The organism is Rahnella sp. P4_A8 (assembly GCF_056402435.1).
Genome location: NZ_JBFUHK010000058.1, coordinates 1 through 21,356, shown reverse-complemented (window position 1 = coordinate 21,356; position 21,356 = coordinate 1). Strand labels below are relative to the sequence as shown.

Genomic DNA, 21,356 nt, shown 5'->3' with positions numbered 1-21,356 from the left:
AGCATACACCGAGGTATTCGGTGCGAGTTGCGCCGTCATGCCCGCGCCGGTCTGCCAGTATTGATCGGAAAAATCCGTTGTACTGACATCGATTCCGCCGACATTGATATCCGGTGAATCCGAGAAATTACTCAGTACGTCGGCGGTCAGGTAAGGTTTGAATTTTTCACTGGCTTTATCTTCTGCCTGGTCGCGTAACAAACGCAACCCGGCACGCGCTGTGCCCTGATTGACAGAAACGCCGGAGATATCAGAAATTTCATCGCTGAAATCTTCTGAATTCAGATACTGATAAATGATCTGCCCCTGAGGTTCGATTTTCCAGTTGGTGCTGACGGCATAGGGTTGACCTGCTTCAGCAGAAAGCAATACGCCGTAGCTGTCCTGTTTCGTATCATGCAGGCTCTCATACTGGTTACGATACCAGGTGAACTGGCCGACAAGGTCAACGTAAGCGCCATCTTGTGCATATCGGGTGTAATAGCTGCCAACGCTGTAGGCATCACTGCGCACTGAGCCAGCATTCGCACTTTTCCCCGCCAACGTGCGCACCTGATCCTGCGTGTCGGTACTCTGGTTGCCCAATGTCGCCATGATGCCAGCGTGGACGCGTGTGCCGTTTTTCAGTTCATCCTGATATAAGTCGGTTCCGAATTGCGCGAACCAGTAATCACTGTCGTACCCAAAACGTCCCGCATCGAAGGAAGTGTGTTCTCCGCCGGTTCTCGCCCATGCGCGATTGTTGTAGCCTTTGCCATAGGTTTCTGTATCGCCCATACGCTCGTGCAGCGTGCCAGCAATACGCATGCCATAATACAAGTTCAGATAAGGTGCTGCGATATAACTGGGGATTTCGCCACGGTAAGTGTCTGGTGTAGCCGGGGCAGGCGCAGGAACATCCGGTGTCGGATTATCTGGCGTTGGGACATCAGGAACCGGCGCGTCAGGTGTTGGGATTTCAGCGCGCAGATACCAGTCATTCATATCGCCGGTGGCATCCTTGCTCCCTTCAAAAAGATAATAGTCGTAAGCGCCGATACTGACGCTGTTTTCCAGACTGAACAGGCCATTATGGCGGCTGGCATCATCAATCTGAGCGACACGTATTCCGTCGTTAATTGTCTGTGCTGCCTTACCCGACGCAGAGATATGTAATCCGAACTGCCCGGACGCGTTGCCCGTAACATGAATGAGATCGCCAGTGCTGTTTCCCTGCGCATCCTGCTCCAGCGACGTATTCATAAAGAACGTACCCTTGCCTGACAGATTGTGCGTTTCCAGCGTTTTATAATCACCTTGTCCGGAAAACTGAACGCTGGCGTTATTCATGTTGAGTGAGTCGATGCGCGAGGAATCGGTCATCAGCCACTGACTGTCCTGAGCATCAATATTAATCGTACCGGCAGAAGCAGAAGAAAATTCCGTGCCATTCATCGCGCTGCCTTGCCAGGTTGAGTTAAGCAAATTGAGCGTCAGCTGGCTGGCGATCGGGTCTTCATCTGCGCTTAACGCAATAAGGTTACCGTTAATGATGCTGCCGTTGCTGGCGTTGACCGAAAGGTCTGCAATCTGGTTGCTGTTGCTTCCGGCAACGACAAAGGCATCGGCGGCATTCAGGGAACTGTTATCCAGTGTGACGGCCCATTCGCCTTCGGTGGCGTGTACGCCCTGGGTTTTACCCGCAAGCCGGGAGTTTTTGACGTCCAGTGTGCCACCGTAGGCATAATCAGGTGTGGCGTAGGAAGTGATCAGGTCAACCAGCGGTTGGTCCGACAGTGCATTTTCCATCACGACCTGGTTAAGGTTAACGTTGCCCTGATGACTGATTTCTATGCCGCTGGTGGTATTGCCGCTGCTGATATTGCCATTGAATACCGAGATAACAGAGTTTTCGTTTGAGCTTATCGCCGTGCCTGCGGAATGGATGTCAGTGTTCACTAAGGTGACGTAGCTATTTTGATTACTTTCGATCGCCGTACTGCCTGCATATTCTGTATTAACAGAACCCCCGTTCATTAATACACCGGCATTACGGGTGGAATAAATCGCCCGCGAGTCCTCGCCCGTGGTGGTAATTATCGCGTCATTAGAAAACAGAATAAACCCGTTATCCTCTGCATATAAGGCATTGGTATGCTTACCGTGGGTGGTCACTGTGCTACCACTTCCCGTGATAAGAACGTCGTTCCTCTTGTGCAGACTGGAATTGATGTTGTTTAAAATAATGCCTTCTGAATAATCACCCGCAGTAGTGATATTGACTTTATTGATTGTGCCCTTTGCCCCATTCTGGATAACCAGACCATCAGAGCCGTTCTGCATTGAATTAATATACAGAGTGCCGGCAATCGTCGCGGTGGCATTATTATTCACCGTGAATCCGGGGGTGCTGTTATTATAGGTATTTATGGTAACATCATTTTTAGAAAGGAAAGAGGTTCCTATTCCTTCCATCATAATGCCTTTACTTTGGCCGTAAGTGTTGATAATAAGCGGTCCGAGTAAATCAACGCTTCCGCCACGGTTAATGAGCATCGCATCAGTTAAAGAGCCCTGAGTGGTGATCGTCACCGGTGCCGCAACTGACTGTGTCAGTGCGCCACCATCATGAATATAAAAGGCAGGAATACTGGAAGTGATGCCTTCCGACCAGGTGGTTGCATTTACGCCATCCAGATACCCTTCGGTGGAAAGGTCAAAGGGGACCATTCCGCTGATATCTAACACGGGTAAATTTGTCACATTGCCAAATTCATCTTTATCACTAATATCTGTTGCAAGCGCGTAATTAGCCAGAGAGATAGATATCGCCAGAGGGGTCAGCTTTATTAATCTAAGTGCTACAGTTTTCCATTTTTCCGGATTATTTCCCATTTTATATTTCGTCCCGTCAGAATTTTTTAAAGAGTCTGGCGGACATTCTACGCATATTTATTTTTTAAGTTATTAATTGTATATTAAGGTATGCTTAATTTAAGATGTTTATGAATGTGTAATATGTGGGCGTTAACGTAATGAATAATGGGGATTAAATAATAGGGGGTGATAATATTGTTTCGAGGTGTGTATATATTATCGAACGGATAGACACAAAAAATCCGACCGCAAAAATGCGGTCGGATTTTTATTACTCAAACAACGTTTTCAGTGTGCACTGACTTCGTGGTTAATTCTCTCTGCTTTGCTCTTCAGGCCGGCAAGTACCACCATCAGCACCAGCAACGCATAGGAAATGGTCGCGATATTCAGCGCCCAGAACAAACCGTATTCGTTGTAGATGAAAGACGAGAAGGACGCGAAAATCAGCGTGCCGACGGAACTGGTGGTCAGCAGCGCAGAGGTCAGCGTTGGCGGGGAGTTTTTCACCTGCAGGCTGCCGTAGCTCATCAGACCGGAGAACATTCCTGAGTTACAGAAACCGAACAGACCCACGGCGACGAGCACCAGCGTCGGCGAATTGCTGGTGGTCAGCACCGCCAGGCTTGCCATGCCGACAATCACGGAAATCAGCAGGAAAGTACGCAGTTTCACGAAACGCACGGTGAACTGGTTCAGGAACAGGCCAATCGCTTTCACCATCCAGTAGGTGGTGATGTAAATCGCGGCACGGTCCGTTTCCATATTGAAGTGCTCATGCAGCCAGCTTGGCATCCACAGCGTGAAGACCAGCTCGGTGAAGACAAAAGCAAACAGCGCAATACACAGGAAGAATACCGCGATGCCCCATGGCTCTTTCACCACGTTGTGCGTCGATTCGTTTTTAACCGGTTGCGGAACATTCGGGAATTTCTGACCCGCGCACAGTAAAATCATCAGCAGGCTCAGGACACCCATGATGCCGTACATCGCCAGCCAGCTTGCGCCATGTTTGAACAGGAAACCCAGCACCAGCGACAGCGTCATACCGGAAAGCGCGAAGAAGAAGTCGGTAAAGATCAGGTTCGCGGAACGTTTTTTCGGATCGTCATTAATACGTACGACCAGATAGCTGCCGATAGACATCATCAGGCCCGCCGTGGCGCCGATCAGGAACACACCCACGCCGAACAGTGTAATAGACGGCATGATAAACAGCGCGATACACACCAGCACGGAAATGAAAGAGCCGGTCATCAGTTGTTTGCCCAGATCAAACTTACGCATCAGAATGCCGCTGATCATAATGGGCAGGAACAGGCCAATGTTCATTAAGGAAAACATTTGACCGATAAAGCCCGGATCTTTGTTAAATGCAGTAGCCACCGGCCCGATAACAATGCCCAGAGTGGAAACCAGTCCACCGGTAAAGAAATAGCTGAGCCATGAGATCACATTAATCCGACGGCGGTTATAAACAGTTTCCATAAACTGATTTCCTAAAAAGAGAAAATAAAAAAGCGGCGGAAAGCTTATCCAGAGATGCTTTTATCCGTAGTTAAGACGTTTATTATTGCTGTTCTTTGGTCATTTGTCCCGCAGGTATATTCAATTGCAGCATTTGTTTTTCCTAAACAATCTAAGCAATTAGCGACTTTTTGATGGTGCGACATTTCCGCTTTACATACTGTTGCGGGCTAAATATAGTCAAAAACAGCTCAACATTTTCCTATACATAAATACAACATCGAAAGGTGCAGCGCTAATGAGTTTTTCTACTGATAATTCAGTGGCTTCCGTTTCGGACAAGAAGCGGCCGGTTATTGCGATCCACGGTGGTGCAGGGGCGATTACCCGCGCGGCAATGAGCGCTGAAAAAGAACGACTTTATTTAGCCGAACTGGAGAGAATAGTCACTTGCGGACAGGCTATTCTGGCCTCCGGCGGCAGTGCACTGGATGCGGTCACCGAGGCGGTGCGTCTGCTCGAAGAGTGTCCGTTATTTAATGCGGGAAAAGGGGCTGTTTTTACCCATCAGGGCACGCATGAGTTAGACGCCTGCATTATGGATGGCCGGACGCTCGATGCCGGAGCCATCAGTGGCGTGAATMATATCCGTAACCCGATCCTGACCGCCCGCAAAATTTTGGAAGTCAGCCCCCATGTGATGTTCACCGGGGCGGGGGCGGAAGCCTTTGCCTGCGAGCACGGCCAGGAAATGGTCGGGGCGGACTATTTTTTCACCCAGGAACGTTACGATCAGTTGCAGCGGGCCATCGCCTCTGATCAGGGTGTCATGCTCGATCACGACGGCGCTTCGCTTAACGACGCTGACCCGCTGGATCCTGAACATAAATTCGGTACCGTCGGTGCGGTGGCGATGGATGCGCTGGGCAATCTGGCGGCAGCCACATCCACTGGCGGTATGACCAACAAACAGGCCGGACGCGTCGGCGATTCGCCGATTATTGGCGCAGGTTGTTACGCCAGCAATAATACGGTGGCGATTTCCAGCACCGGTACCGGCGAAGTGTTTATGCGTACGGTGGCGGCCTATGATGTGGCCGCGCTTATCGAATACGCCGGCCTTTCACTGGAAGAGGCCACACATAAAGTTGTGCAGGAAAAACTGCTGCCCCTGGGGGGAAGCGGCGGGATGATTGCGGTGGATAAATTTGGCAATGTGGTGCTGCCTTTCAACAGCGAAGGCATGTACCGTGGATTCGCCCGTGTGGGCGATGCGCCCGTCGTCAGCATTTACCGTTCATGAACAGCCCGATGAACGGTCCTCTTATTCTGCCGCCCGAACACGTGCTTGCCGTCAGCCAGCTTAGCGTGCAGTTTTCCCACGAAAGGCAGGTCATTCAGGCGGTCAGTCATCTCAGTTTTCAGGTAAAACGCGGTGAAACGCTGGCGATTGTTGGCGAATCGGGTTCCGGAAAATCAGTGACCTCACTGGCGCTGATGCGGCTGGTGGAACAGGGCGGCGGGAAGATTTCACAAGGTGAAATGCAGTTGCGCCGCCGTAACGGTGAGATAGTCGATCTGATGAACGCCACGCAGCCCGCCATGCGTAACCTGCGCGGCGCGGATATGGCGATGATTTTTCAGGAGCCGATGACGTCGCTCAATCCGGTCTTCCCGGTGGGGGAGCAAATCGCCGAATCGATCCGCTTGCACCAAAATAAAGATCACCGGGCAGCCCGTGCGGAAGCATTACGGATGCTGGATCTGGTGCGTATTCCCGAAGCCAGAAATATTCTCGACAGTTACCCGCATCAGCTTTCCGGCGGTATGCGCCAGCGGGTGATGATTGCGATGGCACTCTCCTGTAAACCTGCGTTGCTGATTGCCGACGAACCGACCACGGCGCTGGATGTCACCATTCAGGCGCAAATTCTGCAACTGATCCGGGTGCTGCAAAAAGAGATGCAGATGGGGGTGATTTTTATCACGCATGACATGGGGGTGGTGGCCGAAATTGCTGATCGTGTGCTGGTGATGCATCAGGGCAACAGTGTGGAAACGGGGGAAGTGAACGCGATATTCCGTTCTCCGCAGGCGCCTTATACCCAGACGTTGCTGGCGGCGGTGCCAAAACTCGGTTCGATGGCGGGTAAACCGCTGCCCGCACGCTTCCCGGCACCCACACAACAGGAAAGCGATCCGGAACTGATTCAAAACACCCTGACGCCAGGCGTGCCCCCGATATTACAGGTGCGTGATCTGGTTACGCGGTTCGACCTGCGCAGCGGCATTTTCAATCGCGTGACCCGCCGGGTTCATGCCGTGGAAAAAGTCAGTTTTGATTTGCATCCCGGTGAAACGCTGGCGCTGGTGGGGGAGTCAGGCTGTGGTAAATCCACCACCGGCCGTTCGCTGCTAAAACTGGTGAAGAGTCAGGGGGGCACCATCACCTTTAACGGCCAGACGCTGACTGATATCGGCGGCAGTGAACTGCAACATCTGCGCCGTGATATCCAGTTTATTTTTCAGGATCCCTACGCCTCGCTCGATCCGCGCCTGACGGTAGGATATTCCATTATGGAACCGCTGCTGGTTCACAATCTGGCAAAAGGCGCAGAAGCCGCAGCCCGTGTGGCGTGGTTGCTGGAAAAAGTCGGACTGCTGCCGGAACACGCGCAGCGCTATCCTCATGAGTTTTCCGGCGGCCAGCGGCAGCGAATTTGCATTGCGCGTGCGCTGGCCCTTAATCCAAAAGTGGTGATTGCCGATGAATCGGTTTCGGCGCTGGATGTGTCTATCCGCGCGCAAATCATCAATCTGCTGATGGATTTGCAGAAAGAGTTTGGTCTGGCATTTTTGTTTATTTCTCACGATATGGCCGTTGTTGAACGCATCAGCCACCGCGTGGCGGTGATGTATCTCGGGCAGATAGTGGAAATCGGCTCGCGCCGTGCGGTATTTGAAACACCCCAACATGCGTATACCCGCAAACTGATGGCGGCTGTACCGGTCGCCGATCCGGCGCACAAGCGAAAAGACCAGGCGCTGCTGGTGGATGAAATCCCCAGCCCGATCCGCGGGCTGCACGATGACCCGGTGGTGATGCCATTGGTGAAGGTGGGCGAAGGCCATTTCGTCGCCAGACATACGATTGCGGGTATTTACTGATTTTTGTGGCGGCTTATTTTGAGTCGTCAATTCTTAGTAAGACAAACGGGTAAGACAGGAAAAGGAACTGACATGAATCAGCAGAAATCTAAAGGTAAGAACGTTGTCCGTCAGGCCGTGCTCGCTGCCGCTGTTTTCGGTTCGCTGGCGTCGGCTTCTGCATGGGCGGCAAAAGACGTGGTTATCGCCGTAGGTTCTAACTTCACCTCGCTTGATCCGTATGACGCTAACGACACCTTATCGCAGGCGGTCGCCAAATCTTTCTATCAGGGGCTGTTTGGCTTTGATAAAGATATGAAACTGGAAAACGTTCTGGCGGACAGCTATACCGTCAGTAAAGACGGTCTGGTTTACACCATCAAACTGCATCCGGGCATCAAATTCCAGGACGGCACCGATTTCAATGCGGCGGCGGTGAAGGTCAACTTTGATCGCGCCAGTAACCCGGACAGTCACCTCAAGCGTTATAACCTGTTTAAAAATATCGCCAGCACTGAAGCCGTTGATGACACCACGGTGAAAATCACGCTGAAAGCGCCGTTCTCCGCCTTTATCAACATTCTGGCGCACCCGTCTGCGGTGATTATTTCCCCGGCGGCGCTGACCAAATACGGCAAAGACATCGGTTTCCATCCGGTCGGTACCGGCCCGTATACGCTTGAACAATGGAACCAGACTGACTTTGTGAAAGTGAAGAAGTTCGACGGTTACTGGAAAAAAGGCGAGCCGAAACTCGACACCATTACCTGGCGTCCGGTGGCTGATAACAACACCCGGGCAGCCATGTTGCAAACCGGCGAAGCGGATCTGGCGTTCCCGGTGCCTTACGAACAGGCAGCCTTATTGGAGAAAAATGCCAAACTGGATCTGGTGACGGCGCCGTCGATTCTGCATCGCTACATCAGTTTCAATGTCACGCAAAAACCGTTCGATAATGTGAAAGTGCGTGAGGCGATTAACTACGCGATTAACAAGCAGGCGCTGATCAAAGTGGCGTTTGCCGGTTATGCCGTGCCGTCTGAAGGGCCATTGCCGCAGGGCATCGAATACGCCGCGAAATTTAAACCGTGGCCGTATGATCCGGCAAAAGCCAAAGCATTGCTGAAAGAAGCCGGTTACCCGGATGGTTTCACCACTACGCTGTGGTCCTCACACAACAACAGTACCGCGCAAAAAGTGTTGCAGTTCACCCAGCAACAACTGGCACAGGTCGGTATCAAAGTGACGGTTACCGCCATGGACGCCGCACAGCGTGCTGCGCAGGTTGAGAATGTGGGGCAGAAAGAGGCGGGCATCCGCATGTTCTACACTGGCTGGTCGGCGTCTACCGGTGAAGCAGACTGGGCGTTGTCTCCGCTGTTCTCCACACAGGCCGCGCCACCGAAGCAGTTCAATACCGCGTTCTACAGCAATGCGCAGGTGGATAAAGATTTGACCGATGCGCTGAAAACGACTGACAAAGCTGAGAAAGCTAAACTGTACGCTGATGCCCAGAAGCAAATTTGGAGCGATGCGCCGTGGGCGTTCCTGGTCACTGAACGTCTGGTTTCAGCCAAAAACAAACGTCTGACCGGCTTCTATGTGATGCCCGATACGGCGTTCAGTTTTGATGATGCAGATGTGAAATAACAGGCGGTGAGGCTTTCAGGGCGCGTGGCGCACAGCGTGCGTGCCCTGAACTCGTGTGTTCCGGGTCCGGAACATGGATGTCTACCGTGAAATCACAGACAGCGAATCATGCTTAATTATTTTTTAAAACGATTACTCGGACTGATCCCGACACTGCTGATTGTGGCCGTGCTGGTGTTTTTATTTGTGCATCTGCTGCCGGGCGATCCGGCGCGGCTGATGGCCGGGCAGGATGCCGATGCCAGCGTAGTGGCGCTGGTGCGTCAGGATTTGGGGCTGGATAAACCGCTTTATCAGCAATTCTTCACTTTCTTTGGCAATGCGCTGACCGGTGATTTCGGCCACTCAATGGTCTCAAAACGCCCGGTCATTGATGAAATCAGTTCGCGCTTTATGCCGACCTTTTGGCTGACGCTGACCAGCATGGTGTGGTCGGTGATTTTCGGGCTGGTGATTGGCGTGGTATCCGCCGTGTGGCGTAACCGCTGGCCGGACAGACTGGGCATGGCGCTCGCCGTTTCCGGTATTTCCTTCCCGGCCTTCGCGCTGGGCATGCTGCTGATGCAAATCTTTTCTGTTGAACTGGGCTGGTTGCCGACGGTGGGCGCTGACAGCTGGCAGCACTATATTCTCCCTTCTGTCACACTCGGTGCAGCGGTGGCGGCGATCATGGCCCGCTTTACCCGCGCCTCTTTTGTCGAAGTGATGCAGGAAGATTATATGCGTACTGCGCGTGCCAAAGGCGTGCACGAAGCGGTGGTCGTGGTCAAACATGGCCTGCGTAACGCGATGATCCCCGTCGTGACTATGATGGGACTGCAATTTGGCTTCCTGCTCGGCGGTTCGATTGTCGTGGAGAAAGTGTTCAACTGGCCGGGGTTAGGGCGGTTGCTGGTCGATTCGGTTGAGATGCGCGATTATCCGGTGATTCAGGCAGAAGTGCTGTTGTTCTCGCTGGAATTTATCCTCATCAATCTGCTGGTGGACATGCTGTACGCCGTCATCAACCCTTCCATCCGATACAAGTGAGCAAGCGCATGAAAAACTGGCGGCGAAATGCCGTACTCGCGGGTTTACCGGTAATCACGCCGGGAACTGTGCAACCACAGGCGGGAAGGACACCGTGGAAAGCGTTCTGGCGTCGTTTTCGACGGCAGCACATTGCGATGATTGCGGGAGTTTTTATCCTGCTGCTGATTGCTGCGGCCATTCTTGCGCCGTGGCTGGTGCCCTTTGACCCGGAAAATTATTTTGATTACGACCGTCTGAACGAAGGCCCGTCGCTGATCCACTGGCTGGGTGTGGATTCGCTGGGGCGTGATATTTTCAGCCGTATTCTGATGGGTGCGCGGATTTCACTGACGGCTGGTGTCCTTTCTGTGGTGCTCGGCGCGGCAATCGGCACGGTATTCGGCTTGCTGGCGGGATATTACGAAGGCTGGTGGGATCGCATCACCATGCGCGTCTGTGACGTCCTGTTTGCTTTCCCCGGTATTTTGCTGGCGATTGCCGTCGTGGCGGTGATGGGCAATGGCATGTCGAACGTGATTATTGCCGTGGCGATTTTCAGCATTCCTGCCTTTGCGCGACTGGTGCGCGGCAACACGCTGGTACTCAAACAGCAAACCTATATTGAATCGGCGCGCAGCATTGGCGCCTCTGACGCCACGATTTTATTCCGCCACATCCTGCCGGGCACGTTGTCATCGATAGTGGTGTATTTCACCATGCGTATCGGTACCTCGATCATCACCGCCGCCAGTCTGTCGTTCCTGGGCATGGGCGCACAGCCGCCAACGCCGGAGTGGGGAGCGATGCTCAACGAAGCCCGGGCCGATATGGTCATGGCGCCGCACGTGGCAATCTTCCCAAGTCTGGCGATATTCCTGACCGTACTGGCGTTTAATTTGCTGGGGGATGGATTACGGGATGCGCTGGATCCAAAATTGAAGAACTGAGATTTTTGCTTCTCCCCCTTCGCAGGGGAGAAGCAGATGGCTTCTATTTTTAGGAACCTGCACTCATGAAGGGGAGTGCAAAAACTCCGCATGGAATTTCAGGTGATCTTCCACAAATGACGCAATCGTAAAGTAACTGTGATCGTACCCCGGCTGAACCCGCAGTTGTAACGGCCAGCCGCGTTGTCGGGCGATCTCCGCCAGTTTTGCCGGTTGTAGCTGATCCGCCAGGAACTGATCGCTATCGCCCTGATCGACTAAAATCGGGAACGGTTTTTGATCCGCTGGCAATGAACTCAGCAGGTGGCAACTGTCGTATTGTAGCCACTGACTTTCGTCATCCCCCAGATACGCGCTGAACGCTTTACGTCCCCACGGCACCTGAGCCGGATTCACGATGGGCGCAAACGCTGACACCGAACAGAAACGCTGCGGATTACGCAGCGCCAGCATCAGCGCACCGTGGCCGCCCATTGAGTGGCCGAAAATCGACTGACGTTCGCTGACCTTGAAATGGTCGCTGATCAGCGCAGGCAGTTCATCAAGCAGGTAATCGTACATCCGGTAATGCGCTGCCCATGGCGCCTGCGTGGCATTCAGGTAAAAACCGGCGCCCTGACCGAGATCGTAACCGTCGTCGTTGGCGACACCTTCACCGCGCGGGCTGGTATCCGGCATCACCAGAATCACACCGAGTTCTGCCGCGACGCGCTGCGCCCCGGCTTTGATCGTGAAGTTTTCATCATTACAGGTCAGGCCCGACAGCCAGTACAGCACCGGCGGCGGCGCGTCGTGTTGCGCCGGAGGCAGATAAATGCTGAACGTCATGCTGCAATTCAGGCTCTCAGAGGTATGGCGGTAGCGCTGCTGCCAGCCGCCAAACATCCGGTGTTCTTCGAGTAGTTCAATCGAGCTGCTCATTGACACATTCCTTACTTATTAAAATGAATAACCGTACGGATAGATTTCCCTTCGTGCATCAGGTCAAAGGCTTGGTTGATTTCTTCCAGCGGCAGGGTGTGGGTAATGAAATCGTTCAGGGCGAATTCGCCGTCCAGATAACGTTGCACAAGGCCCGGCAACTGGCTGCGGCCTTTCACACCGCCGAAAGCAGAACCACGCCATACGCGGCCTGTCACCAACTGGAAGGGGCGGGTGGAGATTTCTTCGCCTGCACCGGCCACGCCGATGATGACAGATTCGCCCCAGCCTTTGTGGCAGCATTCCAGTGCGGAACGCATCACATTGACGTTACCGATACATTCGAAGGAGAAGTCCACGCCGCCGTCGGTCATTTCGACGATAACGTCCTGAATCGGCTTGTCGAAATCTTTCGGGTTGATCAGATCAGTTGCGCCGAGTTTACGCGCCAGATCGAATTTGCTGGTGTTCAGATCGATACCGATGATGCGGCCTGCGCCAGCCATCACCGCGCCGATAATCGCAGAAAGACCAATCCCGCCGAGACCGAAGATCGCCACGGTGTCGCCTTTTTTCACTTTAGCGGTGTTGATGACCGCGCCCATCCCGGTGGTCACGCCACAACCGAGCAGACACACTTCTTCCAGCGGCGCTTCTTTATTGATTTTCGCCAGGGAGATTTCAGGCACCACAGTGTATTCGGAGAAGGTCGAAGTGCCCATGTAATGGAAAATCGGCTTGCCGTCTTTAAAGAAACGGGTGGTGCCGTCCGGCATCAGGCCTTTACCTTGTGTGGTGCGGATCGCCTGACACAGGTTGGTCTTGCCGGATTTACAGAACTTACACTCGCCACATTCCGGTGTGTACAGCGGGATCACATGGTCGCCCACGGCCACGCTGGTGACACCTTCGCCGACGGCTTCGACGACACCGCCGCCTTCATGGCCGAGGATCGCCGGGAAAACACCTTCCGGATCTTTGCCGGACAGCGTGTAAGCATCAGTATGACAAACACCGGTGGCGACAATACGCACCAGCACTTCGCCTTTTTGCGGCGGCATCAAATCCACTTCTTCGATGGACAGAGGTTGATTCGGGCCCCAGGCGACGGCCGCACGTGTTTTGATCATTTGCATTTTTTAGCTCCAGTCAGGTGTTTTTACTTATTCGGATTTTAAGTTAATAAGTCGGATGCAACGCCGGATCGTGTTCTGCGGCGAGCGGATGTTTCAGTAACGGGATCACCCCGTCATTCTGTTCGATGATCAGTTCTTTCAGCTCCCGGACATTCGGACTGAACGCATCCCGGCGCCAGATAAGCCAGGTGGCGGTATCGGCGAATTCATCCGGCATTTCGTGAATTTCTACCCGCTCGTGGCCGGGCAATTGTTCCAGCACAGAGCGCGGGATCATGGCGATACCCGCACCGCTGGCGACACAGGCCATCATGGAATGATAGGACTGAATCTCCAGGGTGTTAGCGACCGGCACATTCATGTGTTTGATCCAGCCCTGTAAACGCTGGCGGTAGGAACAACTGGGGCGGAATGCAAAAACGGTGTGGCCGCTGCGACCCGCAGGCACTTCCAGCGGCGACTCGCCCGGCGGGGTAATCACTACCATGCGTTCGCGAAAAGAAATACAGCCATTGATATCGTCAAAATCGATCGGACCATCAACCAGGGCAGCGGCGAGACGTCCGGCACGCACGCTGTCGATGATTTCTCCGGAAGTCGCCGTCACCAGCGACAGCGCCACTTGCGGAAACTTCTGATGATAAGCGGCGAGCAAAGAAGGCAGGCGTGTTGCCGCCGTGCTTTCCATCGACCCCAGCGCGAAATTCCCGGCCGGTTCACCGGCATGCATGATGCTCATCGCTTCGTCGCTCAGCGCCAGAATGCGCTCGGCGTAGTTGAGGAAGTTATGGCCCATGGCGGACAGGCGGATGCGTTGCTTCTCGCGGATAAACAGATCGGTGCCCAGTTCGAGTTCGAGCTGGCGCAGGCGGGTGGTCAGGTTCGACGGGACACGATGCAGTTGCTCTGCCGCACGCGCCAGCGAACCGGTTTCCGCTACGCAGCAAAACATCCGTAACTGAGTGAGATCCATGATGGGTTCCTGTGTTCTCTAATCGTAAACAAGTTGGTTTGTATTATTCAGTTTCCGTGATTGTACTCATAAGGCATCATAGCGACAACTTCCAATTAACTTTCTTTTAAGAAATCTGCTGTTTTCGGCGACAGGTTTGAGTATGTTTACTCACTGTTTCTAATATGTTGCATTGCGGTTTCTTTTGACGGAGCAGTTATGGCTTTTCGTATTGCGCTAAGTGGTTTTCTGGCTTTTGTCGTCGCGATGGGTATCGGGCGTTTTGCCTTTACGCCGCAGGTTCCTTTAATGATAGCTGAACATCAGTTCAGCCTGACCGGCGCGGGGCTGGTCGCCGCGTTCAACTATCTCGGTTATCTGTGTGGCGCGTTTGATGGCATGCGTGCCAGCAAACATCTTGAACGCCGTTTGTGGCTGGGCGTGTGGGGCGGCGTGATCCTGACATTGCTGTCGGCGGTAATTTCCGGCGAAGTGCTGCACAGTATTGTGCGCTTCCTGATCGGCTGGACCAGCGGCTGGGCGATGGTCATGGTATCAGCGTGGTGTAACGAACGGCTGGCGCATTATGGCCGTCCGGCAATGAGTGCCGCGGTGTTTGCCGGGCCGGGCGCGGGGATTTTCCTCAGCGGCATGCTAGCGGTGGGTATTCACAGTTTGCAGCTCACCTCTGCGCAGGCCTGGTGTGTTTACGGCGTGCTGGCGCTGATTTTCGTGGCAATTATCACGCCGAATCTGCCGCGCAAAGGCGACCTGCACCGTTCGCACATGGCGACTGAGCCGCTGATAATGACGCCTGCGCTGAAACGTCTGGTGTGGAGTTACAGTCTGGCGGGCTTTGGCTATATCCTGCCCGCGACGTTTTTATCTCAGATGGCGAGTGCACGTTTTCCTGACAGTCTGTTCGCGCAGTTTGTCTGGCCGGTGTTTGGCGGCGCTGCGGTTATCGGCATCATCATCGGTATTCTTACCCGCCATTGTCTGACTACGCATACCCGCCTGGCGCTGACACTATGGATTCAGGGGCTGGGGATTTTGTGCGCGGAAGTGGTGCCGGGCGTCAGTGGTCTGGTGCTTGGCGCGCTACTGACCGGCGGTGGTTTCCTCAGCGTGGTGCAATTGGCCTTACAATACAGCCGCGAGCTTGCACCCAATCACAGCCGTTATATGGCCGGGTTGCTGACGACCGGTTACGCTGTTGGCCAGTTATTCGGACCGGTTCTGTCGGCGATTTCTACCGCGCTGACCCATCGTCTGGAGCCTGCGCTGTATGTCGCGCTGGCCGGTTTTATTATTGCCGGGGCGCTGGTCTTCCGGCATAAACGATAAGTTGCAGCTATTTCATCCATCATGAAGCACATTCACTGGATTCTGAACCGGCTCTCCACTACAGTAAGCCACCTCATTTTAGCGTGATCTGCGTCAAAGTGATTACATCTGCCGGAGAAGAAAGAATGCCAATCCTGAGTAAAGAAGCCATTTTGGTTCACGAGGCCCTGTTAGCCCGTGGTCTGGAAACCCCTCTGCGTGAAGCTTTGCCGATCGACAATGAAACGCGCAAGCAGCGGATCCAGGAACATATGACCGGCATCATGCAGCTTCTCAATCTGGATCTTTCCGATGACAGTCTGGCGGAAACGCCGCACCGCATCGCCAAGATGTATGTGGATGAAATTTTCTCCGGACTTGATTACGCCAACTTCCCGAAAATCACCGTCATCGAAAATAAGATGAAAGTGGATGAAATGGTCACCGTGCGCGATATCACCCTGACCAGCACCTGCGAACACCATTTCGTGACCATCGACGGCAAAGCGACCGTGGCGTATATCCCGAAAGACACCGTAATCGGCCTGTCGAAAATCAACCGCATCGTGCAGTTCTTCTCACAGCGCCCGCAGGTTCAGGAGCGTCTGACCCAGCAGATACTGGTTGCCCTGCAAACCCTGCTCGGCACCACCAATGTCGCGGTTTCCATTGATGCGGTGCATTACTGCGTGAAAGCGCGCGGTGTGCGTGACGCGACCAGCGCAACAACGACGACTTCGCTCGGTGGTCTTTTCAAATCCAGCCAGAATACGCGTCAAGAATTTTTAAGAACCGTCCGCCATCCGTCGTAACTAAAGCCGCAGCGGTGTTCGCTGCGTTCGGAGACCCGAATCACTGACATCAGTCAGCTCATCGGGCTCTTCTCGCTGGCTGCCATGCTGCAACTTCATTTACTTGGATGGTAGCCACCCTGATTTTCTTCCCTTATTCTTAAATATCTCAATAATCTTCAAAAGGAATGTCAGGGTGCGCTCACGTATTGCCACGCTCGACTTTGCCCGTGGTCTCGCCATTTTTGGCATTCTTCTGCTCAATATCAGCGCCTTCGGTTTACCGAAAGCCGCTTACCTGAATCCGGCATTTGCCGGAACGCCTTCAGCTTCTGATACCTGGACCTGGGCGGTGCTCGACGCGCTGGCGCAAGGCAAATTCCTGATGATGTTCGCCATGCTGTTTGGCGGCGGTCTGTTTTTATTGCTGCCGCGCGGCAAACACTGGATCCAGGCCCGGCTGTCGATTTTATTACTGTGCGGTTTTCTTCATGCCACCCTGATGTGGGACGGTGATATTTTGCTGTCATACGGGCTGATTGGTCTGGTGTGCTGGAGGATGGTGCGGGAAGGGCGCAGCAGTCAGTCGCTGATTTCAACGGGCATCATTTTGTATCTGATCGGTGTGGCCGTGCTGGCGATGCTGGGATTTATTACCTCGCCAAAGCCCGGTAGTTTCTGGCTTCCGGGACCGGCGGAAATTCAGTATGAACAATACTGGCGGCTGAAAGGGGGTTGGGAAGCTATCCGCAACCGGCTCGATTTACTGTCATCCAGTTTGCTGGCGATTGGCGCGCAATACGGCTGGGAACTGGCGGGCGCCATGCTGATTGGCTCCGGCCTGATGCGCAGCGGATGGCTCAAAGGTGCGTTTCGCGTCTCGCATTACCGCAAGGTCGCAGCCGTACTGTTACCGCTTTCATTGCTGATTCAGATCCCGGCGATTTATCTGCAATACCGTACCGGCTGGGACTACCGCTGGAGCGGTTTTCTGTTGCAGGTGCCGCGTGAAATTGGCTCGCTGATGCAGGCGGTGAGCTATCTGGCGCTGTGTTACGGCTTCTGGCCGCTGATTTCCCGCTGGCGCATAACGCACTGGATTTCGCAGACTGGCCGCATGGCACTGACCAATTACCTGTTACAGACGCTCATCTGCATCACCTTCTTCAATGTTTTCGGCTTCTATCAGCACTTTGACCGCCTGCAACTGGTCGCACTAGTGCCGCTGGTCTGGGTGTGCAATGTGCTGGTGACATTGCTGTGGCTGCGTCATTTCCGCCAGGGGCCGGTGGAGTGGCTCTGGCGTCAACTGACGGCGAAAGCAGCGGGTGAAGAACTAAAAGCTGCCTGAACCTGACGTTGATATATCATCCTAAATGATGGATTTGGGATGAAGGTTGCATATTTGTATGTAAACGTTTTCTTTCCTGTGACGAGATTCACGCAGGCGTTTTCGCAAAATGTTTAGGATAGCGGTCGTGCCTCTCCGATGACCACTACACTAAAAAAGGAAACGCCATGCGCACTTCACCTCGCTTCTCTTTGTCTGGTTTCTTTACCTCCTGGGTCAAAAATTTCCGTATTCCTCCGTACCATTCCCTGACTGATCACGGAGCGACGCATGGTCACAATTCGTGATGTCGCCCGGCTGGCGGGGGTTTCTGTCGCCACCGTGTCACGTGTTCTGAACAATCCGTCTATTGCCAGCAAAGAAGCGCGCGAGCAGGTGTTACAGGCCGTCGCCACGCTGGGATACCGGCCCAATGCCAATGCGCAGGCACTGGCGACGCAAAGCAGCGATACCATCGGCGTGGTGGTGATGGATGTTTCAGACCCGTTCTTTGGCGCGCTGGTGAAAGCCGTTGATACCGTCGCGCAGCAGCATCAGAAATACGTCCTGATAGGCAACAGCTATCATATTGCTGAAAAAGAAAGGTACGCCATTGAAGTTCTGATTCGTCAGCGCTGTAACGCACTCATTGTGCATTCCAAGGCGCTGGGGGATGACGAGCTTTCGCGATTTATGGATCAGGTGTCGGGCATGGTGCTGATTAACCGTGTCATTCCGGGCTACGAGCACCGCTGTGTCTGGCTTAACAACGTCAGTGGCGCGGAAATGGCAACCCGCCTGTTGCTGTCCCAGGGGCACCAGCGCATTGGTTACATCGGTTCAAGTCATGGTATCGAAGACGATTTGCAGCGCTACCAGGGCTATTCGCAGGCAATGACGCAGGCACATCAGAGCGGAGATGCGCCACCTGCTGCATGGCGGGCGCAAAGTTCGCCGGATCTGCAGGGCGGGGAAGCGGCGATGGTGGAACTGCTCGGGCGTAATCTGCACCTCAGCGCGGTGTTCGCCTACAACGATTCGATGGCTGCGGGGGCGATGGCCGTGTTGAAAGAAAACGGAATTAACATTCCCGATGACTTTTCGCTGATCGGTTTTGATGACATTCCGATTGCCCGCTATACCAGCCCGAAAATGACCACTGTGCGTTATCCGATCGTTTCCATGGCGACGCTTGCCACTGAACTGGCTTTAAAAGGTGCGGCAGAACAGTTAGCTACGGGCGTTTCGCATTGCTTCATGCCTACGCTGGTCAGACGCCACTCGGTAGCTCCCTGGCAAAATGTGGCACCCGTCACTTATTGATCAAATAACGCGATGTAACCGTTTTCAATCTGTGAGAACTTTCACAGTTTATTAACATCGGGCGCATTATGATTCATTCGTTTTCAATATGATTCAATTTGGGTCCGGTTTGCCGGACTTGTTTCACAGCGAGTCAGGACGTTATAAGTCAAGGATGGCAGGCACCCACAATCGTGACGTGGAGCTGTACTGCTCCCGCAGGGATTTCCGGTGCCAAATTCTGTAACACCCTACATAACCGGAGATACAAATGAATAAGAAGGTCTTCACCCTGGCGACTCTGGCTGCAAGCATGATGTTTGGTTTTGCCGCACATGCTGCTGATACTAAAATCGGTGTCACCATCTACAAATATGACGACAACTTCATGTCCGAAGTTCGTAAAGCCATTGAGAAAGATGCGAAAGCCACTCCAGATGTGCAACTGCTGATGAATGACTCGCAAAACAGCCAGTCTACCCAGAACGACCAGGTTGACGTTATGCTGGCGAAGGGTGTTAAAGCGTTGGCCATTAACCTGGTTGACCCGGCTGCTGCCCCGGTCATCATTGAAAAAGCCCGCGGTGCTGGCATTCCTGTCGTTTTCTATAACAAAGAACCTTCCCGTAAAGATTTAGACAGCTACGACAAAGCCTATTATGTCGGGACTGATTCTAAAGAATCCGGCGTGATCCAGGGTGAGCTGATTGCTAAACACTGGAAAGCTAACCCGGCCTGGGATCTGAACAAAGACGGCGTGATTCAATACGTGCTGATCAAAGGCGAGCCGGGCCATCCGGATGCTGAAGCGCGTACTAAGTACGTCATCAGCACCCTGAATGGCAAAGAAGGCCTGAAAACTCAACAACTGCAGCTTGATACCGCCATGTGGGATACCGCACAGGCGAAAGACAAGATGGATGCGTGGTTGTCCGGTCCTAACGCTAACAAAATCGAAGTGGTTATCGCCAACAACGATGCGATGGCAATGGGTGCTGTAGAAGCGCTGAAATCCCATAACAAAACCAGCATTCCGGTATTTGGTGTGGATGCCCTGTCAGAAGCGCTGGCACTGGTGAAATCTGGCGCAATGGCCGGTACCGTGTTGAACGATGCAAACAACCAGGCGAAAGCCACGTTTGATCTGGCGAGAAATCTGGCTGACGGTAAACCAGCGGCCGAAGGGACTAACTGGAAAATCGAAAACAAAGTCGTGCGTATTCCTTACGTCGCTGTGGATAAAGACAACCTGTCTTCCTTCGTGAAATAAGAATGCAACGGTAGCAGTAAAGACAGACAGCAATAAAAAACAAAGCTAAGCAGTGGCAAAAATAATTGCGGTTAAGCCGTAAATAAAGACTAAGTATGATTAGACGTTAATGCTTATCTGACAGGACGTCATGTCGCTCTGCGTGTGGTGCGTATACCGGCCATACGCAGGGCTGACATCAGGTATTAATACACCCGTTTATTTTTATCTTTAGCCAGGTATAACTATGGCCGATAATACGTTATCTGACACAACATCAAAACCGGACGAATTCCTTCTGGAAATGAGTGGTATCAATAAATCATTTCCTGGCGTCAGGGCGTTAGATAATGTGAATTTAAAAGTGCGTCCTCATTCTATTCACGCCCTGATGGGTGAAAATGGCGCAGGTAAATCCACATTATTAAAATGCCTTTTCGGGATATACAGCAAAGATTCCGGTACCATTCTTTTTCAGGGACAGGAAGTTAATTTTAAAAGTTCGAAAGAAGCGCTGGAACAAGGCGTGTCGATGGTCCATCAGGAATTAAACCTGGTGTTGCAACGTACGGTCATGGACAACATGTGGCTGGGACGTTATCCGACCAAAGGACTATTTGTCGATCAGGACAAAATGTACAAAGACACCAAGGCGATTTTCGACGAACTGGATATTGATATCGACCCGCGCGACAAGGTCGGTAAGTTGTCCGTTTCGCAGATGCAGATGATCGAAATCGCTAAGGCGTTTTCCTACAATGCAAAAATCGTCATTATGGACGAACCGACGTCCTCGCTGACGGAAAAGGAAGTGAACCATCTGTTCACCATCATCCGTAAGCTGAAAGATCGTGGCTGCGGCATTGTGTATATCTCGCATAAGATGGAAGAAATCTTCCAGCTGTGCGATGAGATAACCATTCTGCGCGACGGTCAGTGGATTATTACTCAGCCGCTGGAAGGCCTGGACATGGATAAAATCATTTCCATGATGGTCGGCCGCTCACTGAGCCAGCGTTTCCCTGACCGCCAGAACGTACCGGGTGAAGTTATCCTCGAAATCCGTAATCTGACCTCGCTGCGCCAGCCTTCCATTCGTGATATTTCCTTTGATTTACACAAAGGGGAAATCCTCGGAATTGCCGGTTTAGTCGGTGCAAAACGTACAGATATCGTCGAGACGTTATTTGGTATCCGCGAGAAAGTCGCCGGAACCATTAAATTACACGGCAAAAAAATTAATAATCACAGTGCCAATGAAGCCATTAACC

At 52.9% G+C, this 21,356-nt stretch carries 16 protein-coding genes; 11 read left to right on the top strand and 5 right to left on the bottom strand.

What is annotated here, in order from left to right; translation table 11 throughout:
* Together AC1DUO_RS19965 and tsgA are read right to left on the bottom strand one after the other, a co-directional pair.
* The coding region (locus AC1DUO_RS19965; RefSeq protein WP_477988443.1) for an autotransporter family protein at positions 1 to 2,742 on the bottom strand (2,742 nt) is incomplete at its 3' end.
* A 402-nt stretch (positions 2,743 to 3,144) separates the two neighbouring features.
* Positions 3,145 to 4,344 carry an MFS transporter TsgA gene (tsgA, locus tag AC1DUO_RS19960; protein WP_013574731.1) on the bottom strand — a complete coding sequence of 400 codons (1,200 nt, stop codon included), beginning with the start codon at positions 4,342 to 4,344 and terminating at the stop codon, positions 3,145 to 3,147.
* A gap of 277 nt (positions 4,345 to 4,621) precedes the next feature.
* On the opposite strand from tsgA, the gene AC1DUO_RS19955 reads away from it, so the two are divergent.
* From AC1DUO_RS19955 to gsiD, 5 genes are all read left to right on the top strand, one after another.
* Entirely contained in the window at positions 4,622 to 5,626 is a 1,005-nt protein-coding gene (locus tag AC1DUO_RS19955) for an isoaspartyl peptidase/L-asparaginase family protein (RefSeq protein ID WP_477988442.1), read from the top strand.
* The gene (gsiA, locus tag AC1DUO_RS19950) at positions 5,623 to 7,491 is read left to right on the top strand and encodes a glutathione ABC transporter ATP-binding protein GsiA (protein WP_449632252.1); all 1,869 of its coding nucleotides are present in this window, start codon (positions 5,623 to 5,625) and stop codon (positions 7,489 to 7,491) included. The genes AC1DUO_RS19955 and gsiA overlap by 4 nt, the downstream gene beginning before the upstream one ends.
* Positions 7,492 to 7,563: 72 nt before the next feature.
* Positions 7,564 to 9,120, top strand: a complete 1,557-nt coding sequence (gsiB, locus tag AC1DUO_RS19945; protein WP_112198003.1) for a glutathione ABC transporter substrate-binding protein GsiB — start codon at positions 7,564 to 7,566, stop codon at positions 9,118 to 9,120.
* 108 nt (positions 9,121 to 9,228) lie between these two features.
* Positions 9,229 to 10,149, top strand: coding sequence for a glutathione ABC transporter permease GsiC (gene gsiC / locus AC1DUO_RS19940; protein ID WP_015689564.1), 921 nt, complete (start codon positions 9,229 to 9,231; stop codon positions 10,147 to 10,149).
* An 8-nt stretch (positions 10,150 to 10,157) separates the two neighbouring features.
* Positions 10,158 to 11,078: a glutathione ABC transporter permease GsiD gene (gene gsiD, locus AC1DUO_RS19935; protein WP_013574736.1), complete on the top strand. Its 921-nt coding sequence runs from the start codon at positions 10,158 to 10,160 to the stop codon at positions 11,076 to 11,078.
* A 63-nt stretch (positions 11,079 to 11,141) separates the two neighbouring features.
* Here gsiD and fghA read toward each other — a convergent pair whose 3' ends face one another.
* Genes fghA through ptrR form a run of 3 tightly spaced genes read right to left on the bottom strand, consistent with a single transcriptional unit; the run spans position 11,142 to position 14,108 of the window.
* On the bottom strand, positions 11,142 to 11,999 hold the full coding sequence (gene fghA, locus AC1DUO_RS19930) for an S-formylglutathione hydrolase (protein ID WP_013574737.1): 858 nt from the start codon (positions 11,997 to 11,999) through the stop codon (positions 11,142 to 11,144).
* Positions 12,000 to 12,010: 11 nt separating this feature from the next.
* Positions 12,011 to 13,135, bottom strand: coding sequence for an S-(hydroxymethyl)glutathione dehydrogenase/class III alcohol dehydrogenase (locus AC1DUO_RS19925; protein ID WP_013574738.1), 1,125 nt, complete (start codon positions 13,133 to 13,135; stop codon positions 12,011 to 12,013).
* A gap of 43 nt (positions 13,136 to 13,178) precedes the next feature.
* Complete coding sequence (ptrR, locus tag AC1DUO_RS19920) at positions 13,179 to 14,108, bottom strand: putrescine utilization regulator PtrR (RefSeq protein ID WP_477988441.1); 930 nt, start codon at positions 14,106 to 14,108, stop codon at positions 13,179 to 13,181.
* Positions 14,109 to 14,306: 198 nt separating this feature from the next.
* Here ptrR and AC1DUO_RS19915 point away from each other — a divergent pair, with 198 nt between their 5' ends.
* From AC1DUO_RS19915 to AC1DUO_RS19890, 6 genes are all read left to right on the top strand, one after another.
* Positions 14,307 to 15,434 (top strand): YbfB/YjiJ family MFS transporter, encoded by a 1,128-nt coding sequence (locus tag AC1DUO_RS19915; protein ID WP_112198005.1) that lies wholly within the window; start codon positions 14,307 to 14,309, stop codon positions 15,432 to 15,434.
* Between the two features lie 125 nt (positions 15,435 to 15,559).
* A complete protein-coding gene (folE, locus tag AC1DUO_RS19910) occupies positions 15,560 to 16,225 on the top strand; it encodes a GTP cyclohydrolase I FolE (RefSeq protein ID WP_013574741.1) in 666 nt (221 codons plus the stop codon).
* Positions 16,226 to 16,400: 175 nt separating this feature from the next.
* The gene (gene yeiB / locus AC1DUO_RS19905) at positions 16,401 to 17,555 is read left to right on the top strand and encodes a DUF418 domain-containing protein YeiB (RefSeq protein ID WP_015689565.1); all 1,155 of its coding nucleotides are present in this window, start codon (positions 16,401 to 16,403) and stop codon (positions 17,553 to 17,555) included.
* A 270-nt stretch (positions 17,556 to 17,825) separates the two neighbouring features.
* Positions 17,826 to 18,857 carry an HTH-type transcriptional regulator GalS gene (gene galS / locus AC1DUO_RS19900; RefSeq protein WP_015689566.1) on the top strand — a complete coding sequence of 344 codons (1,032 nt, stop codon included), beginning with the start codon at positions 17,826 to 17,828 and terminating at the stop codon, positions 18,855 to 18,857.
* A 250-nt stretch (positions 18,858 to 19,107) separates the two neighbouring features.
* Positions 19,108 to 20,106, top strand: a complete 999-nt coding sequence (mglB, locus tag AC1DUO_RS19895) for a galactose/glucose ABC transporter substrate-binding protein MglB (RefSeq protein WP_013574745.1) — start codon at positions 19,108 to 19,110, stop codon at positions 20,104 to 20,106.
* Positions 20,107 to 20,332: 226 nt separating this feature from the next.
* Positions 20,333 to 21,356: ATP-binding cassette domain-containing protein (locus AC1DUO_RS19890; protein WP_477988440.1), on the top strand; the 1,024-nt coding region annotated here is incomplete at its 3' end.

What these genes read in the sequence shown, in the direction of transcription:
- tsgA (WP_013574731.1), bottom strand. Translation starts at nt 4,344, where the DNA reads ATGGAAACTGTTTATAACCGCCGTCGGATTAATGTGATCTCATGGCTC.
- gsiA (WP_449632252.1), top strand. Translation starts at nt 5,623, where the DNA reads ATGAACAGCCCGATGAACGGTCCTCTTATTCTGCCGCCCGAACACGTG.
- gsiB (WP_112198003.1), top strand. Translation starts at nt 7,564, where the DNA reads ATGAATCAGCAGAAATCTAAAGGTAAGAACGTTGTCCGTCAGGCCGTG.
- gsiC (WP_015689564.1), top strand. Translation starts at nt 9,229, where the DNA reads ATGCTTAATTATTTTTTAAAACGATTACTCGGACTGATCCCGACACTG.
- gsiD (WP_013574736.1), top strand. Translation starts at nt 10,158, where the DNA reads ATGAAAAACTGGCGGCGAAATGCCGTACTCGCGGGTTTACCGGTAATC.
- fghA (WP_013574737.1), bottom strand. Translation starts at nt 11,999, where the DNA reads ATGAGCAGCTCGATTGAACTACTCGAAGAACACCGGATGTTTGGCGGC.
- AC1DUO_RS19925 (WP_013574738.1), bottom strand. Translation starts at nt 13,135, where the DNA reads ATGCAAATGATCAAAACACGTGCGGCCGTCGCCTGGGGCCCGAATCAA.
- ptrR (WP_477988441.1), bottom strand. Translation starts at nt 14,108, where the DNA reads ATGGATCTCACTCAGTTACGGATGTTTTGCTGCGTAGCGGAAACCGGT.
- AC1DUO_RS19915 (WP_112198005.1), top strand. Translation starts at nt 14,307, where the DNA reads ATGGCTTTTCGTATTGCGCTAAGTGGTTTTCTGGCTTTTGTCGTCGCG.
- folE (WP_013574741.1), top strand. Translation starts at nt 15,560, where the DNA reads ATGCCAATCCTGAGTAAAGAAGCCATTTTGGTTCACGAGGCCCTGTTA.
- galS (WP_015689566.1), top strand. Translation starts at nt 17,826, where the DNA reads ATGGTCACAATTCGTGATGTCGCCCGGCTGGCGGGGGTTTCTGTCGCC.
- mglB (WP_013574745.1), top strand. Translation starts at nt 19,108, where the DNA reads ATGAATAAGAAGGTCTTCACCCTGGCGACTCTGGCTGCAAGCATGATG.